General features: G+C 65.0%; 17 protein-coding genes. 13 read left to right on the forward strand and 4 right to left on the reverse strand.

What is annotated here, in order from left to right; all coding sequences use genetic code 11:
* Positions 1–46 precede the first annotated feature (46 nt).
* Genes ACU0DV_RS07150 through ACU0DV_RS07165 form a run of 4 tightly spaced genes read right to left on the reverse strand, consistent with a single transcriptional unit; the run spans position 47 to position 2,826 of the window.
* Positions 47–856, reverse strand: a complete 810-nt coding sequence (locus ACU0DV_RS07150) for a quinoprotein dehydrogenase-associated SoxYZ-like carrier (protein WP_446241453.1) — start codon at positions 854–856, stop codon at positions 47–49.
* Entirely contained in the window at positions 853–1,827 is a 975-nt protein-coding gene (locus ACU0DV_RS07155; RefSeq protein WP_446241454.1) for a beta-propeller fold lactonase family protein, read from the reverse strand. The genes ACU0DV_RS07150 and ACU0DV_RS07155 overlap by 4 nt, the downstream gene beginning before the upstream one ends.
* Positions 1,793–2,341 carry an SRPBCC family protein gene (locus tag ACU0DV_RS07160; protein WP_100931204.1) on the reverse strand — a complete coding sequence of 183 codons (549 nt, stop codon included), beginning with the start codon at positions 2,339–2,341 and terminating at the stop codon, positions 1,793–1,795. The genes ACU0DV_RS07155 and ACU0DV_RS07160 overlap by 35 nt, the downstream gene beginning before the upstream one ends.
* Positions 2,338–2,826, reverse strand: a complete 489-nt coding sequence (locus ACU0DV_RS07165; RefSeq protein WP_446241455.1) for a DUF3280 domain-containing protein — start codon at positions 2,824–2,826, stop codon at positions 2,338–2,340. Before ACU0DV_RS07165 ends, ACU0DV_RS07160 begins: the two co-directional genes overlap by 4 nt.
* A gap of 156 nt (positions 2,827–2,982) precedes the next feature.
* On the opposite strand from ACU0DV_RS07165, the gene ACU0DV_RS07170 reads away from it, so the two are divergent.
* The 13 genes from ACU0DV_RS07170 to ACU0DV_RS07230 all read left to right on the forward strand — a co-directional run bounded on the left by ACU0DV_RS07170 (position 2,983) and on the right by ACU0DV_RS07230 (position 14,923).
* Positions 2,983–4,170, forward strand: coding sequence for an ABC transporter substrate-binding protein (locus tag ACU0DV_RS07170; protein WP_370312051.1), 1,188 nt, complete (start codon positions 2,983–2,985; stop codon positions 4,168–4,170).
* Between the two features lie 11 nt (positions 4,171–4,181).
* Positions 4,182–5,153 (forward strand): YVTN family beta-propeller repeat protein, encoded by a 972-nt coding sequence (locus ACU0DV_RS07175; RefSeq protein ID WP_100931207.1) that lies wholly within the window; start codon positions 4,182–4,184, stop codon positions 5,151–5,153.
* Positions 5,154–5,197: 44 nt separating this feature from the next.
* A complete protein-coding gene (locus ACU0DV_RS07180) occupies positions 5,198–5,638 on the forward strand; it encodes a hypothetical protein (protein ID WP_198521920.1) in 441 nt (146 codons plus the stop codon).
* A gap of 11 nt (positions 5,639–5,649) precedes the next feature.
* Positions 5,650–5,913 (forward strand): PepSY domain-containing protein, encoded by a 264-nt coding sequence (locus tag ACU0DV_RS07185; RefSeq protein WP_100931208.1) that lies wholly within the window; start codon positions 5,650–5,652, stop codon positions 5,911–5,913.
* Between the two features lie 102 nt (positions 5,914–6,015).
* Positions 6,016–6,993 carry an ABC transporter substrate-binding protein gene (locus tag ACU0DV_RS07190; RefSeq protein WP_100931209.1) on the forward strand — a complete coding sequence of 326 codons (978 nt, stop codon included), beginning with the start codon at positions 6,016–6,018 and terminating at the stop codon, positions 6,991–6,993.
* A 13-nt stretch (positions 6,994–7,006) separates the two neighbouring features.
* A complete protein-coding gene (locus tag ACU0DV_RS07195; protein WP_446241456.1) occupies positions 7,007–7,759 on the forward strand; it encodes an ABC transporter permease in 753 nt (250 codons plus the stop codon).
* Complete coding sequence (locus tag ACU0DV_RS07200; RefSeq protein WP_198521921.1) at positions 7,756–8,349, forward strand: ABC transporter ATP-binding protein; 594 nt, start codon at positions 7,756–7,758, stop codon at positions 8,347–8,349. The genes ACU0DV_RS07195 and ACU0DV_RS07200 overlap by 4 nt, the downstream gene beginning before the upstream one ends.
* A 149-nt stretch (positions 8,350–8,498) precedes the next feature.
* Complete coding sequence (locus ACU0DV_RS07205; RefSeq protein ID WP_100931212.1) at positions 8,499–9,098, forward strand: DUF6931 family protein; 600 nt, start codon at positions 8,499–8,501, stop codon at positions 9,096–9,098.
* A gap of 68 nt (positions 9,099–9,166) precedes the next feature.
* Entirely contained in the window at positions 9,167–10,801 is a 1,635-nt protein-coding gene (tagH, locus tag ACU0DV_RS07210) for a type VI secretion system-associated FHA domain protein TagH (protein ID WP_446241457.1), read from the forward strand.
* 41 nt (positions 10,802–10,842) lie between these two features.
* Positions 10,843–12,192 carry a type VI secretion system protein TssA gene (locus ACU0DV_RS07215; protein WP_446241458.1) on the forward strand — a complete coding sequence of 450 codons (1,350 nt, stop codon included), beginning with the start codon at positions 10,843–10,845 and terminating at the stop codon, positions 12,190–12,192.
* A 130-nt stretch (positions 12,193–12,322) separates the two neighbouring features.
* Positions 12,323–12,832, forward strand: a complete 510-nt coding sequence (gene tssB, locus ACU0DV_RS07220) for a type VI secretion system contractile sheath small subunit (protein ID WP_100931215.1) — start codon at positions 12,323–12,325, stop codon at positions 12,830–12,832.
* Between the two features lie 32 nt (positions 12,833–12,864).
* Entirely contained in the window at positions 12,865–14,367 is a 1,503-nt protein-coding gene (gene tssC, locus ACU0DV_RS07225) for a type VI secretion system contractile sheath large subunit (RefSeq protein ID WP_100931216.1), read from the forward strand.
* A 58-nt stretch (positions 14,368–14,425) separates the two neighbouring features.
* Positions 14,426–14,923 (forward strand): Hcp family type VI secretion system effector, encoded by a 498-nt coding sequence (locus tag ACU0DV_RS07230; RefSeq protein WP_100931217.1) that lies wholly within the window; start codon positions 14,426–14,428, stop codon positions 14,921–14,923.
* Positions 14,924–14,941 lie beyond the last annotated feature (18 nt).

The following is a 14,941-nucleotide window of genomic DNA, read 5'->3' on the forward strand; positions in this document are numbered from 1 at the left end:
GTTGTGCTGACGGGTGACCGCGCACCCCTCAAGGCGCGCAACGGGGTCAGAACCCGGCGATGTCCTTGTGTGCCGTGGTCACGGTGCCGTCCGTGTCGGTCATCGTCACGTCGACGGAACGGGTCCGGCCCGGGACGGACAGGCCGAGGCGCGGGTTTTCCGACAGGGAGATCGAGCCGGTCACATCCACGTAGCCTGCGCCGTCGAGGTCGATCTGCACGTCCTCCACGTAGCGCATCGGGATGTAGAGCAGGGTGATCTGGTCCATCTGCATGCCCGAATGCGAGGGATGCGAGATGTCCACGTCGAGCCGCTTCTGCCGGGTGGCGAGCGCTTCGAGGCGGCCCTTGGCGTCGGCGCCGGGCAGAAGGTCAGCCAGTTCCAGCTCCATCTCGCCCAGAGTGGCCAGCGCTTCCTTCGGGTCGGTGCCCGGAGGGGCGGCGCAGGCGCCCTGCCCAGAGGTCTTCACGAAACCTTCGGCCATCCAGAGGCGGCCATCGGTGGTTTCGGCAACGACATGCAGCGGCGTCGGGCCGTTCACCCGCATGGTCACGTCGAAGAAGAAGGAGGGCAGGGGGGTCTCCAGCGCAAACACCGCCGAGACCGGCATGGGGTTCTCGTCCAGCACCAGCGTCACCGTGCCGATGTTCAGGCCTTCGGGGGCGCGCACCATGGCGGCGATCTGGGTCCGGCTGTCGTTCTGCGTCCGGTAGGGCGCGTCGATCGCGATCACATCGCCGCCGTCCAGCAGGGCGCGGTCCCCGTAGAGTTGCAGCGCGATGGAGTCCCACGCCTCCTCGGCCGAAACGGGCAGGGCAGTGGCGCCGAGCAGCGCGGCGAAAACCAGATGTCTCATTCCGTTCCTCCCGTGATGAAGCGGCCGAAGGCGCGGGGACCGTCGGCTGTCTCGATGGCGTCGACGATTTCGAGGCTCTGTGCGTCGATCACTTCGACCGTGTTCTCGAACCAGTTGGCGACGACCACATGCGCCGCGTCCGGCGTTGTGTCGATGCCTTCCGGGTATTCCCCGACATCGAGCGTGGCGACGGTCGACAGGTCGTCGAGCGCGATCACCGAAACGGTGTTGGCGTACTGGTTGGTGACGAAGGCGCGCCCCTGCGCAAAGGCCACCCCGTAGGGGCGTTCGCCCACCGGCACCGTGGCCAGGATTTCGCCGCTTGCGGGGTCGAGCACGGTCACATCGTTCGAGCCCACATTGCCGACGAACAGCCGCCCGTCGGGCGCGAACCGCAGGCCGAAGGGGCGGGTGCCGACCTTGACCCGATGCGCGACCTCCAGCGTGTCCGCGTCGAAGACAGACACTTGGTTGGCGTCCTTGTCGGCGGAGGCAAGGAACCGGCCATCGGGCGAGAGGGACAGGCCCGCTGGCGCCTCTCCGGTCGAAAGTTGCGAAAGCGTTGACAGGTTGACGGCTGTCAATTCCCAGATCCGGGCGTTGTACCAGTCGGAGACGAAGACCCGTTCGCGCGCCTCGTCCAGCACGATGCCGATGGGGCCGCCGTCCAGCGTGGTTTCGGCCAGGAGCGCGCCATCGGTCGACAGGTGTCGGACCGTCTTGCTGTCCGGCGAGACCGTGTAGACCGAACCATCGGAGGCCACGGCCACCCCCGCCGGTTTGCCGGGGACGTCCCAGCGCGCGACTTCCTCGCCCGTCCCGAGGTCGATGACGCTCAGCGCGTCGCCGTTCTGACAGGTGACGAAGGCGCGATCCCCCGCCGCCAGCGGTCCCGTTCCGACCACCGCAGCGGCGAGGGCCGCGGTCAGGGCGAGGCTAGCTCGCCGCACCGAACCGCTCGACCAGGGCATCGAGCCCGGCCTGGTATACGCCGCTGACCGCCGCGATGGCGGCCTCGTCGTTCAACTCTGCCGGCGGATCGTTGTTCGGGTAGCCGCGGTAGAACGCCCCGCGCCATTCCACGATGGACCCGCCGCCGTCGCGCGGCTTGACCGTCAGGTGGGAGGAGTAGTTGGTGACCGGCAGCACATCCACGTTGTCCTCGCGGATGCGGTAGGAATAGGTCATCTTGTCGGCGTCGTACTTGTAGAGCACCTCTTTCAGGAGCGGGCCGTCCGCACCCTGGTCCGACAGGTAAAGGTCTCGGGTGGCGTCGATCTCGTTGCCGTTCTCGCCGGTCGAGGACACGACCGCCGGGTGCCAGGACATGTCCTGGAAATCACCGATGGCCGCCCAGACCTCGGCCGGCTCGGCCGCGACCTCGGCGGTCAGCGTGACCTTCTGGCGGGTCGGCCCGTGCGCCAGCGCCATGCCGGGCACGAGGGCCATGGCCGCCGCGGTCATCAGGAAATGACGTCTCTTCATTTTTCCTCCCTTTCGAAAAATGCCGTCTTCAGGATGTAGCGCATGCCGCGCGTCCAGGATTCGTCAGTGTTGCCGCGGATGTCGACGACGCGGCCCTTCACCGTCTCGCCGCTTTCCGCGTCGCGCAATTGCAGGTTCATCGTCAGGATGAGGTTGGAGATCTTCTGCACCTCTCCCACGAGCGCGAAGTCGGCGCCCAGTTCCGTGGCCATCCGGGCATCGCAGCCGTAGCACTTGGCGGGGTTGGCCACCCGGTCGAGTTTCTCCTGCACCGGCGCGATGTCGACGAGGTCGTAGCCTTCTTCCCGGAAGCGGTCGGCGACGAGGGTTTCCAGCGCCTCGATACGGGCCTCTTCCGCCTCGTGGCCGCCCGTCGCGGTCTGGAGCGAACCGTCGAGGAGGGGGATTCCGAAGAACGCAATCTTCTCGTCGGCTGCGCAGGGCGCGGCCAGAGTCAGGCACAGAAAGATCGCGAAGCGCCGCATGGCCCCCTTCTTAGAAATTAAGAGTCGAGACACATCGTGGCTGGGCTAGGGTTTGGCTGGCAACACGCCCAAAGGTATCGGTTGCGAAAAGGCCCCGTTTTGAAAGGGTCTTTTTCCGACAGACCCGTCCTCGAAGACGGGCGAAGGGAGGATCAAATGGCACGACTGCTGACGCTGCTTCTGGCGGCGCTGATGATCGTTTCGGCCCCGGGCCGGGCCATGGCCGTCGAGGTGCGGGCCGCCGTGCTGCGCATCGACTACCCGCGCCTTCTGCCGATTTCGCGCTACGACCTGAAGGCGCCGGACCTCGGGTTCGCGGGGGCGATGCTGGCCGACGAGGACAACAACACGACCGGCAGTTTCCTTGGCAACACCTACGACACCACGACCGTGGCCGTTCCCCCCGAGGAGGCCGATGCGGCGCTGGAGGCGATCCTGGCCGACGGTCGCCGCCTGATCGTCGTGATGGCCGAGCGCGAGGACCTGCTGCGCCTGACCAGGCGCGCCGGGGAAGAGGGCGCACTGGTCCTGAATGCCACCGCCCCGGACACCGTCCTGAGGAACGGCGCCTGCCGGTCGAATCTTCTGCACATCGCACCCTCCGACCAGATGACCACCGACGCCGTCGCGCAGTTCGCCATATGGAAAAAGTGGGACCGCTGGTTCCTGATCTCCGGTTCGAACCCGGCGGACCTGTCGCTGGCTGAATCCTACCGCCGTTCGGCCAACAAGTTCGGCGCCCGCATCGTCGAAGAGCGCACCATCGAGGACACCGGCGGTGCGCGGCGCACCGACACGGGCCACGCGCTGGTGCAGCGTCAGTTGCCGCTCGATACGCAGGGGGCATCGCGCCACGACGTGGTGATCGCCGCGGACGCCACCGACTATTTCGCGCGCTACCTGTCCTACAACCTTTGGGATCCGCGCCCGGTGATGGGGTCCGGCGGCCTGCGCCCGGTCACCTTCCACGGCGCGCATGAGGCATGGGGCGCGACCCAGTACCACACCCGGTTCGAGGAACTGACCCGCCGATACGTCCAGCCGGAGGATTACAACGTCTGGCTCGCCCTGCGCGTGATCGGCGAGGCCGTGACCCGCGCCAGCACCGCCGACCCGATGGAGATCAAGGCCTACGTGCTGTCGGACAAGTTCGAACTGGCGGCGTTCAAGGGGCAGAAGGTGACCTTCCGCAACTGGAACGGCCAGCTGCGCCAGCCGATCCTGCTGTACGACGGCATGATCACGGTGAGCGTCAGCCCCCAGGACGGTTTCCTCCACCAGGTGTCCAGCCTCGACACGCTGGGTCTGGACCGGCCCGAATCCCAATGCACCGCCTTCAACTGACGGAGTCCGCCATGAAACGCCTCATGCTCGCCACCGCCCTGATTGCCCTCTCCGCCGCACCTGCGGTGGCCGGGAAGGCCTTCGTCTCCAACGAGAGGGGCAACACCATCACCGTGGTCGATACAGACACCTGGGAAGTCCTGACCGAGTTTCCGGGCGGCAACCGTCCGCGCGGCATCACCGTGTCGCCGGACGGGACGAAGCTTTATGTCTGCGCCTCCGACGACAACCTCGTCCGGGTGTTCGACACGGAGACCTACGAGGAACTGGAAAGCCTGCCCTCCGGCCCCGACCCCGAACTCTTCATCATCGAGCCGTCGGGCAAGCGGCTGTATATCGCGAACGAGGACGACAACCTCGTGACCGTGACGGATACGGAGACGCACACCATCATCGCGGAGGTGCCGGTGGGTGTCGAACCCGAGGGCATGGGCATGAGCCCGGATGCCAAGTGGGTGGTCAACACGTCCGAGACCACCAACATGGCGCATTTCATTTCCACCGACGACTACAAGATCAAGCACAACGTGCTGGTCGATCAGCGCCCGCGCTACGCGCAGTACACCGACGATGGCAAGCGGCTGTTCGTGTCGTCCGAGATCGGCGGCACCGTCTCCGTCATGGACATCGCGGAGGACGGCACCCCCGACCTGATCAAGAAGATCGGTTTCGAAGTGCCGGGCGTCCTGCCGGAATGGTTGCAGCCCGTTGGGGTCAAGGTCACGAGCGACGGCAGCCGCATCTTCGTGGCGCTTGGCCCCGCCAACCGGGTGGCGGTGATCGACGGCGAGACCCTCGAGGTGATCGACTACATCATGACCGGCCAGCGGGTATGGCAGCTCGCCTTCACGCCCGACGAAAAGTACCTGCTGACCACCAACGGCAATTCCAACGATATCACCGTGATCGACGTGGCCGAGGAAAAGGCCATCAAGTCCGTCCAGGTCGGGCAGCAGCCCTGGGGCGTGGTGGTGATCGAATAGGCCGGTCCTTCGCCGGTGCAAACACGACAAGGGAGAGAGACCAAATGATCCGACGCCTGACCGCCGCTTTCGTGGCCGCCACACTGGCTGCGCCCGCCATGGCCGCGCCGCTATGCGACGACATGGGCTTTGCCGGGCTGCTGGCCGCCTGCAACCGCGGCGAGGACATCAATATCACGCTGGCCTCCGGCAAGCCGCTCGGCGAGGACGTGGTGCTGCAATCCGGCGCCTACTACACGCTGGTGATCGAGGCGGACGGGTCGGCAGAACTTGCGGTGGAGGGCGCGTCCTTCTTCCGGGCGATCTGGATGAACGAGATCGTCATCAATAAGATCGAGGTCCGGCCCATGGCCATCGACTCGATCGAGTTCGACAAGGCGGGCGTGGTCGAGATGTCCTTCATCGCGATCAAGCCCGGTACGCACGTGCTGAGGATCCCCGGCTCCACCGGCGAAACCCAGCAGATCAAGATTTCCATCCAGTGAGGTAACCATCCATGAAACGTATCATCTTTGCCTGCGCCGCCCTTGCCCTGGCCACGCCCGTGTTCGCCGAAAGCCATGAAGGCGGTATCCCCCAGGAGACCGTCGACGCCATCATGTCGATGCTGACCGACATGGAGTGCCAGATGGCGCCCGACGACATCGAGATGGAGGACGACGGCGGCTACGAGCTGGACGACGTCATCTGCAAGGGTGGCAACCAGTTCGATATCGAGCTGGACGCCGATCTGAACGAGGTCGGCCGCCGCGCGGAATAGGCGCGCCTGCGACCAAAGAACCGGGTGAAGACTGCCACCCGTGACATAGAATACGAGTGGGGAGGCCCGACAGCCTCCCCCTTGTCTCAAGGGGAGGAAGACATGTTCGACATTCTGACACGCGCAGGCTCTGTCGCGCTGGCCGCTTTGGCCGTGGCGATGCCGGCCTTTGCGCAGGACCTGCCGACCATCCGTGCCGCCACGCTCAAGATCGGTACGGTGAACTGGGAGCTGCAGACCATCATCGACCAGGGCTTCGACGAGAAGCACGGGTTCAACCTTGAAATGAAGCCCTACGCCGACAACGGCGCGACCCGTGTCGCGGTGGAAGGGGACGAGGCCGACATCGCGGTTGCGGACTGGATCTGGGTCGCCCGGCAGCGCGCCGAGGGCAAGGATTACGTGTTCGTGCCGTACTCGAAGGCGGTCGGCGGCCTTGTAGCCAAACCCGACGCCGGGATCGAAAGCCTGAAGGATCTGGCCGGCGGCAAGATCGGCATCGCTGGCGGGCCGCTCGACAAGTCGTGGCTGATCCTGCGTGCCTACGCGCAGCAGGAATACGACATGGACCTGAAGGCCGAGACGGAGCAGGTCTTCGGCGCACCCCCGCTGATCTTCAAATCCGCGCTTGGCGGCGAGACGCAGGGCGCCATCAACTTCTGGCACTTCCTCGCCAAGATGAAGGCCGCCGGCATGGAAGAGGTGATCTCGGTCGAGACGGCGGGCCAGGCACTGGGGCTGAACACCGACACGCCGCTTCTGGGCTACTATTTCAAGGAGAGCTTCCTTGAGGAAAATCCGGGGCTTGCACAGGCGCTTTACGACGCCAGCCGCGACGCCAAGGACCTGCTGACCACCAGCGACGAAGCGTGGGAAGCGATCCGCCCTGACATGAACGCCAGCGACGACGCAGAGTTCGAGCAGCTCAAGGCCGACTGGATCGCGGGCATCCCTGCGCGCGGCCCGATCGACATCGAGGGCGCGAACAAGATGCTGGCCCTGATGAACGAGCTGGGCGGCGAGGAACTGGTCGGTCAGGCCACCGAAGTGCCCGCAGGGCTCTTTGCCGATCTGAAATGAGGCAGTCAGCCCGATGAAGGACACCTCAGCGGGCGTGACGGCCCTGTCTCTCTTCGGGCTGTTGCTGTTATGGGTGGTTGCGGCGTGGCTGACCGCGGACGCGACCGTCCTGCCGCAGCCGTGGTCGCTGCTGCAGCCGTTCTGGCGGGAAACGGTGTCGGGCGAACTGCCGTACCACCTCGGGTCGACGCTGATCCGGGTGATCTGGGCGTTTACCCTGGCGATGGCCGTGGGCACGGCGCTGGGTCTGGTCATGGGACGGTATCCGGCGGTCAACCACTGGCTCGACCCGTGGCTGGTGATCTTCCTCAACCTGCCCGCGCTTGTGCTGATCGTGCTGTGCTACCTGTGGATCGGGCTGAACGAGACGGCGGCGATCCTGGCCGTCACGCTGAACAAGATTCCCAACGTCGCCACCGTGATCCGCGAGGGCGCCCGCGCACTCGATCCGCAGATCGACGCCATGGCGAAGGTCTACCGCATGTCGGCGTGGGCGCGGCTGAGACACGTGACCCTGCCGCAGCTTGCGCCCTTCCTGACCGCCGCCGCGCGGTCCGGTATCGCGGTGATCTGGAAGATCGTTCTGGTGGTCGAATTCCTCGGACGGTCGTCCGGCGTCGGTTTCCAGATCCACCTGTATTTCCAGTTGTTCGACGTGCGGATGGTGCTGGTCTACGCCTTCTCCTTCATCGCCGTGATGCTGGCGGTGGAATGGCTGGTCCTGCAACCCTGGGAACGGCGCGTGCGCCGGTGGAGGGGCACGTGATCCGGATCGACATCCAGTCCAAGCACTTCGGCAACACACAGGTGCTTGGCCCCGTGCGCTTCGACATCCAGCCGGGCGAGACGGTCGCGCTGGTCGGGCCCTCGGGTATCGGCAAGTCGACGATCCTTCGCATCCTGTCGGGCATCGACACCCGGTTCGAGGGTACCGTGCAGCGGCCCGAGAACATGGCCATCGTCTTCCAGGAACCGACGCTGCTGCCGTGGCGCTCTGCCGTCGACAACCTGCTCCTGACCCATACCGACCTCGACCGCGCCGGGGCCGAGGCGGCGCTGGACCGGGTCGGGCTGGCCGGGCGTGGCGCGGCCTTTCCGGGCGAGCTGTCGCTGGGCATGCAGAGGCGGCTGTCGCTTGCGCGGGCCTTCGCCGGCCGGCCCGAGCTTCTGATCATGGACGAACCCTTCGTCTCGCTCGACCCGGAGATGGCCGACCAGATGATGGCCCTGACGGAGGCGCTGATCGCCCAGACCCGGCCCGCCACGCTGTTCGTGACCCATGCGCGCGCCGAGGCCGAGCGGCTCGCCGACCGCATCCTTGAACTCGGCGGCAAACCCGCGACGCTGGCTGCTTGACATAATTCCGCTTATCGGAGCTCCAGAGCAGGGGCTGCGGTGCAGCATGTTGGGTGACCGGGCCGGGCAGCCACACAACATGGGGGATAATGCGCATGGTCGGTGAAACCCTACTTGACCGGCACGGCGCGACGGGAAACAGTCGAAACATGGCAAACGACGTGCAGGACATCACGGAAGACCAGGACAAGACCCAGCCGCCCATGTCGGCGCTGCGGTACGAGACCCCTTTCGAACTCTATTCCGAGATGCCTCAGGTCAAGCAGATGACCCAGCATCGCCCGCGGGACGACGAAGAGAACCTTGAGTATCTCAACCGTCTCGCCGGGTCCACGACGCCCGAAGAGGCGGTGACCTTCGCTGCCTTCGCAGCGGTTCCTGCGATGGCGATCTGGTGGGCCTACGAATGCCTGCGGATCGCCAGCGACGACATGACCGCCGCCGACCGCGAACTGATGGAGCATGTGGCCAACTGGTGCAGCTACTCCGACAACGAGAACCGATACCGGGTGATGAGCCGGTCGCTTTATGCCCCGGTGCGCAGCCCGGCGGTCTTCCTCGGCCTGGCCGTGGGCTGGTCGGGCGGACCCATCGCGCCAAACGACAGCGCCGCTGTTCCGGCCCATCGTGCACCACGTGCAATCAACTCTGCCGTGTTGTCCTGTCTCGCCCGTGCAGAGCTTCAGCAGCGCCCCGTGCGGCTGGCGAGGTTCATTGACCAGGCCTCGGCGCTGTTCCGTCCATTCTGAAATTTTGATCGTGTGGCCACTGGCTTAGGCTGCGGACAACTGGTTAATTGAGTGCGATGACACTTGTATTGCGAATCGAAAACTTCGATCAGCTCGAGAACGGTGGGCCGACGTCTCTCCGTCTCGACGGCCATGGTGCGAGCGTCGGACGGCGCGCCTCCATGGACTGGTCGCTGCCCGATCCGTCCAAGATGATCTCCGGCCACCACTTCGACATCACGTTCGAGGGCGGGACGTATTACCTGACCGACGTGTCGATGAACGGCACCTTCGTGGACGGTCAGCGACACCGGCTGGAGGGCAAGCTGGCCCTGCGCGGCGGAGAGCGGCTGATCGTCGGCCACTACATCGTAGGGGTTGAGGTACAGCAGGCCGCCGGTGCCGCCGCGCCCGATCCGGACGACGATCCGTGGGGCGCCTTCGGGTCGCCAAATCCTTCGAACATGCAGCCGGTCTCGGGTGGTCGCGGTGCCGGGCTCGATGCGCTGAACGACGGTTTCATCCAGGTGCAGCGCCCGAGCGCCAGCGCCGGGCTGAAGACCGAAACCTCGCTCCAGCTTCCGATGCACAACACGCCCGCGCCGGGCAGCGCGCCTTCGGTGTCACACAGTCAGGGGTCGCTGCAGACGCCTTCGGGATGGGGGCCGCCGCAACAGCCCGCACCGCCGCAGCACCCGTCCGAGCCGCAGCCGGCCTATGTGCCGACGCTGGGCCGGGATGCGCCGCAGGAACCTGCCCGCCCGCCGGAGCGCCAGGCACCGCCCCCGGGCGACGTGCCGCCCTACACGCCGTCGCTGGGGCAGGACGCCCCCCAGGATCCGCATACACCCGCCTACCAGCCCAGCCTTGGGCAGGAGACGCCGCCGCCCTCGGCCCCGGCCAACCCGCCGCAGGCGCGGCAGATGCCGCAGCACGAGGATTTCAGCCCCGAATACCGCCCGCCCGAGCATCCGCCGGAGGAACCGCGTCGCGCCATGTCGCCGTCGCAGATCCCCATGCCCCGGCCGATGCCGCCGCAGCCTTCGCCCTCGGCACAGCCGAGGCCCGAGCCGCGCCCGGTCTCTCCGCAACCGGCGGCGCACGCTCCGGGGCCCGCGCCCTCTGCGGCGGGCGGCGGCGGTGACGTGGGCCCTGCCCTGCGCGCGTTCTGCGAAGGTGCCGGGCTCGACCCGAAGGCGGTGAAGTCGGAAAACGCCGTGCAGCTCATGCACATGCTGGGCCGGTGCGTGCGGATCGCGACCGAAGAGACGATGATGATGCTCAAGGCGCGTGCCGACGTGAAGAATTTCACGCGCGGCGGCGTGCGCACCATGCTGTCGGCCAATGCCAACAATCCGATGAAGTTCATGCCCGACAGCCAGCAGGCTCTGGAGCTGATGTTCGTGGCACCGCGCGACGGGTTCATGATGGGGCCGGACAGCTTCAAGGACGCGCTCGGCGACATCCGTCAGCATCAGGAGGCGGTCTTCCGCGCGCTGCAGCCTGCGCTGGCCGAGGTGTTCCGCGGCCTGTCCCCCGAAGAGATCGAGGCGGCCTGCGAAAGCACCGGTTCCAACCTTCTGGGCGGCAAGCGGTCGGGCAAACAGTGGCCGACCTACGTGGAGCGGTGGGACGAGAAGGCGCAAGCCGGGGAACACGGAATTCTGGACGCGTTCCTGCAAGCATTTGCAAAGGCCTACGCGGAGGCCAACAACAGAAAATGATATTTGCCCGCATCGTCGCGGGCCACTGACGGAGCGCCTGAATGGATCTCGAAAAGCTTCTCCAGCCGATTTCGGAGGATGCCCCCTGCGGTCCCGACCTCGAACCCGAGGGTGACCCGCAGTTCGACGAAGCCTATTTCGACCGGATGGGCGAATTGCCGGAATTCTATTACCGGCCCGGCGTCGAGAAGCCCGACGGCAGCATGACGCCGGACAACATGTTCGACCCCAAGTCGGTCAATTTCCGCGACGAGATAAAGCTGATCGACCCGGTGCTGGAGCGGTCGAAGGACCTGCGGCTGGTGGTGCTGCGGGCGCAATGGGCGATCCTCTCCGGCAACCTGGCCAAGTTCACGGAATCCGCGGCCTGGGTCGCGGGGCTTCTGGAAACCTTCGATGCAGACGTGCACCCGACGGACTCAGTGGACCGGCGCAGCACGATCAACGATCTCAACGACAACACAAGCGTGGTGCAGCCGCTTTACTTCACCCCGCTGACGCCGACCGGCGATGCGACGCTGCGGCGGCTGAAGGTGGCGCGCGGCGAGCTGACGGCGCTGCAGTCCGAAGAGGACATCGAACAGGCGCCGATCCTCGACGCGCTGTCCTCGGCGGGCAACGCCAAGCACGTCGAAAAGACGCTGGAAACACTGGTCGAACTGCGCGACGCGATGAACCGCATCAAGGCAGCCTGCGAGTCGAGCAGCACGGCGAAGTTCTCTCCGGATTTCTCGCGCGTCGGGCCGACCATCACCGAGATGATCGAGGCGATCACCAACTCCCGATCCGACCTCGCCTCGGTCGCGCAGGTCGAGGAGCCGGTCGCAGAGGGGGGCGATGATGACGAGGGCGGAAGCGAAGGGAGCGGCGGCGGCGGACCGGCGTTCTCTGCCGCGGCGGCTGCGGCCAAGGGCGGTGGCGCCGAGGTGGTCAGCCACCTGCACGCCAAGCGCCTGCTGCAGGCCTGCGAGGCCTATTACCGAACCTACGAGCCGTCGTCGGCCACGCTGCTTCTGGTGACGCAGGCCCGGTCGCTGATCGGCAAGCCGCTCCTGGAGGCGCTGGAAACCCTGCTGCCCGACAATGTCGAGGAGGCGCTTGTCAGCTTCAGTCCGACGGCCGGATTCTCGCTTGGAATCGCGCGGATTCGGGCGTTGACGGAGGACATGCACGAGGATCCCGACACTCCGTTCCCCGAGCCGGAGCCCGGTCCGGAGGTCTCCGTGACCAATGCGGGGGAGGCTGCGGTCGCGATCCGGTCGGTCGAGGACTACTTCCGCCGGGTCGAGCGCTCCAGCCCGATTCCGACTCTGCTGAGCCGCGCAAGAAGCTATCTCGACAGGGATTTTCAGTCTATCATAGACGAGCTTATTCCGCGCGAAGAGGACTGAGTAGGTACTCCTCCCGTCGTGTACAAGTACGGTTTTTTGGTATATCTACATCGTTGACTTTAGGTCCGCTTGGCGGTTTGATTTTCAACAAGATTGCAGCACTGCAACAAAGCTTCAGGGAGTTTTTCTTATGTCTGATTCAGGTTCCGGTTACATCAAGCGCAATCGCCCTCCGCGGGTGTCGATCCAGTACGCTGATCCCTACGAGAGCGAAAAGATGGTGGAGCTGCCCTTCGTGATGGGCATGCTTTCCGACCTGTCCGGCAACAACCCGGGCGTCGAGAAGGAGGACGTCACCGAACGGACCTTCACCGGCGTGACCAAGGACACACTGGACGACTACATGTCCTCGATCGAGCCCGGCATGTCCTTCATGGTGGAGAACAAGCTGGACCCGAACGGCGGCAAGATGGGCGTGGACCTGAAGTTCCACTCCATGGACGACCTCGAGCCGACGCAGATCGCCCGCCAGGTTCCGGCGATGGCGAAGCTGCTGGAAGCCCGCGAACAGCTGGCCTCCCTGCAGCGCTACATGGCCTCGAAGCCCAAGGCGCAGGAGCACATCAAGAAGCTTCTGAGCGACCCCGAACTGCTGGCCGCCCTCGGCGAGCAGGCGAAGGCCGGCAAAGACGAAGAATAACTGACCGCGACGCGATAACAGGGACATGAACCATGGCTAACGACGCACAACTGGATACAGAAGGCGCAGGCGGCGCGGTCGCGGAATCCGTAAACGAACTTGCGGAATTCTCCGACATTCTGAAGCAGACGATCAAGCCGCGCACCGACGTGGCAGAGCGTGAGGTGGACAATGCCCTCGTGGCACTGGTCCGCGAGGCGCTCGACGACCAGACCATCATCGAAGACGACGTGATCGACACGCTCGACGCGATGCTGGCCAAGCTGGACAAGAAGCTCAGCGACCAAATGAACGCGATCCTCCACCAGGAGGAGTTCCAGCATTTCGAGAGCCAGTGGCGCGGCCTGGCCTACACGCTCAACAACGCAGAGACCGACGCGACGCTGCAGGTCAAGGTGCTGAACATCTCCAAGTCGGAGCTGGCGGCCATGACCCGGCGCTATCCCAAGAACAAGTGGGAACAGTCGCCGCTCTTCCAGATGGTCTACGAACAGCAGCTCGGCACGCTGGGCGGCAAGCCCTTCGGCTGCCTCGTGGGTGACTACCACTTCGACCATTCCTCGGCCGACGTGAACATCCTGCGCTTCATGGGCCGGATCGCCGAAGCCTCGCTGGCGCCGTTCATCTCGGGCGCGTCGCCGAACCTGCTGGGCATGGACAGCTGGAACGAGATCGCCGTTCCGCCGGACCTGTCGGAGATGTTCGAGAACGCGGAGTACGCACAGTGGAATTCGCTGCGTGACAGCGAGATCAGCCGCTTCATCGCGCTGACCCTGCCCCGCGCGCTGGCCCGTGAGCCCTACGGCCCGGACAGCACCTCGGTCGTGGAGGAATTCGACTTCCGCGAGGAGACCGACGGCCACGGCGGCACGCAGTACGCCTGGATGAACGCGGCCCATGCGATGGCCACGAACATCAACCGTGCCTTCAAGGAACACGGCTGGACCGTTCGCATCCGCGGCGTGACCTCCGGCGGCGAGGTGACCAACCTGCCGACCCACGTCTTCGACACCGGCGACGGTGACAAGCAGATGAAATGCCCGACGGAAGTGTCCATCACGGACCGTCGGGAGGGCGAGCTGTCGAAGGCAGGCCTGATCGGCCTGATCCACCGGCAGAACACCGACAAGGCGGCCTTCATCGGTGCGCAGTCGCTCTACAAGCCCAAGAAATACGTGGATGACCTTGCCACGGCATCGGACAACATGTCGTCGCGCATCCCCTATATCTTCGCCGTGTCGCGTTTCAGCCATTATCTGAAGGTCATGGTGCGCGACAAGATTGGCCAGAGCCCGACACGGGCTCAATTGGAGATCGAGCTGCAGACCTGGATCAACAAGTATGTGACGGGTAACCCTGACACCGCGACGGAATTGGAAAAGGCGAAGCGTCCGCTGGCAGGGGCAAAGGTCGAAGTGGTCGAAGACGAACTCAACCCCGGTTACTACACCGGCAAGTTCTTCCTGAAACCGCATTTTCAAATGGAAGGCATGGATATCGGCATGAGCCTCGTGTCGAAACTGCCTGCCAAATAAGTGATTGCCGCCCGCAATTAAGCGGTAGGTGAGATTTTAAGCCAGAAGGAGAAGCAAAATGGCTGTCAATATCTTTTTGAAACTCGGCAACGGCATCAAGGGCGAGTCCCAGAATGACCAGCACAAGGACTGGATCGACATTCTGTCTTGGAGCGTCGGCATGACCCAGTCGGGCACCACCCACCTGGGGTCTGGTGGCGGCGGCGGCAAGGTCGACGTGGGTGACATCGCGTTCACCAAGTACGTCGACGCGTCCTCGCACGACCTGATCAAGCGCTGCTGCTCGGGCGAGCACATCTCCGACGCAGAGCTGCACGTGCTGAAGGCCGGCGGTTCCAAGCCCGTCGACTACATGAAGATCAAGATGAAGGACGTCATGATCACGTCGTACAACACCGGCGGGATGAACGACGGCCTGGACCGTATCCAGGAAAGCCTCACCCTGAACTTCCGCATGTTCGAGATCACCTACACCAAGCAGAACCAGAAGGGTGCGCCGGACGGCGAATTCTCTGCCGGTTGGGAAATCGCCGAAGACAAGGAATGGAGCGCGTAAGCGCTTCGCCCTGTCGGC

The organism is Sagittula sp., from assembly GCF_052825245.1.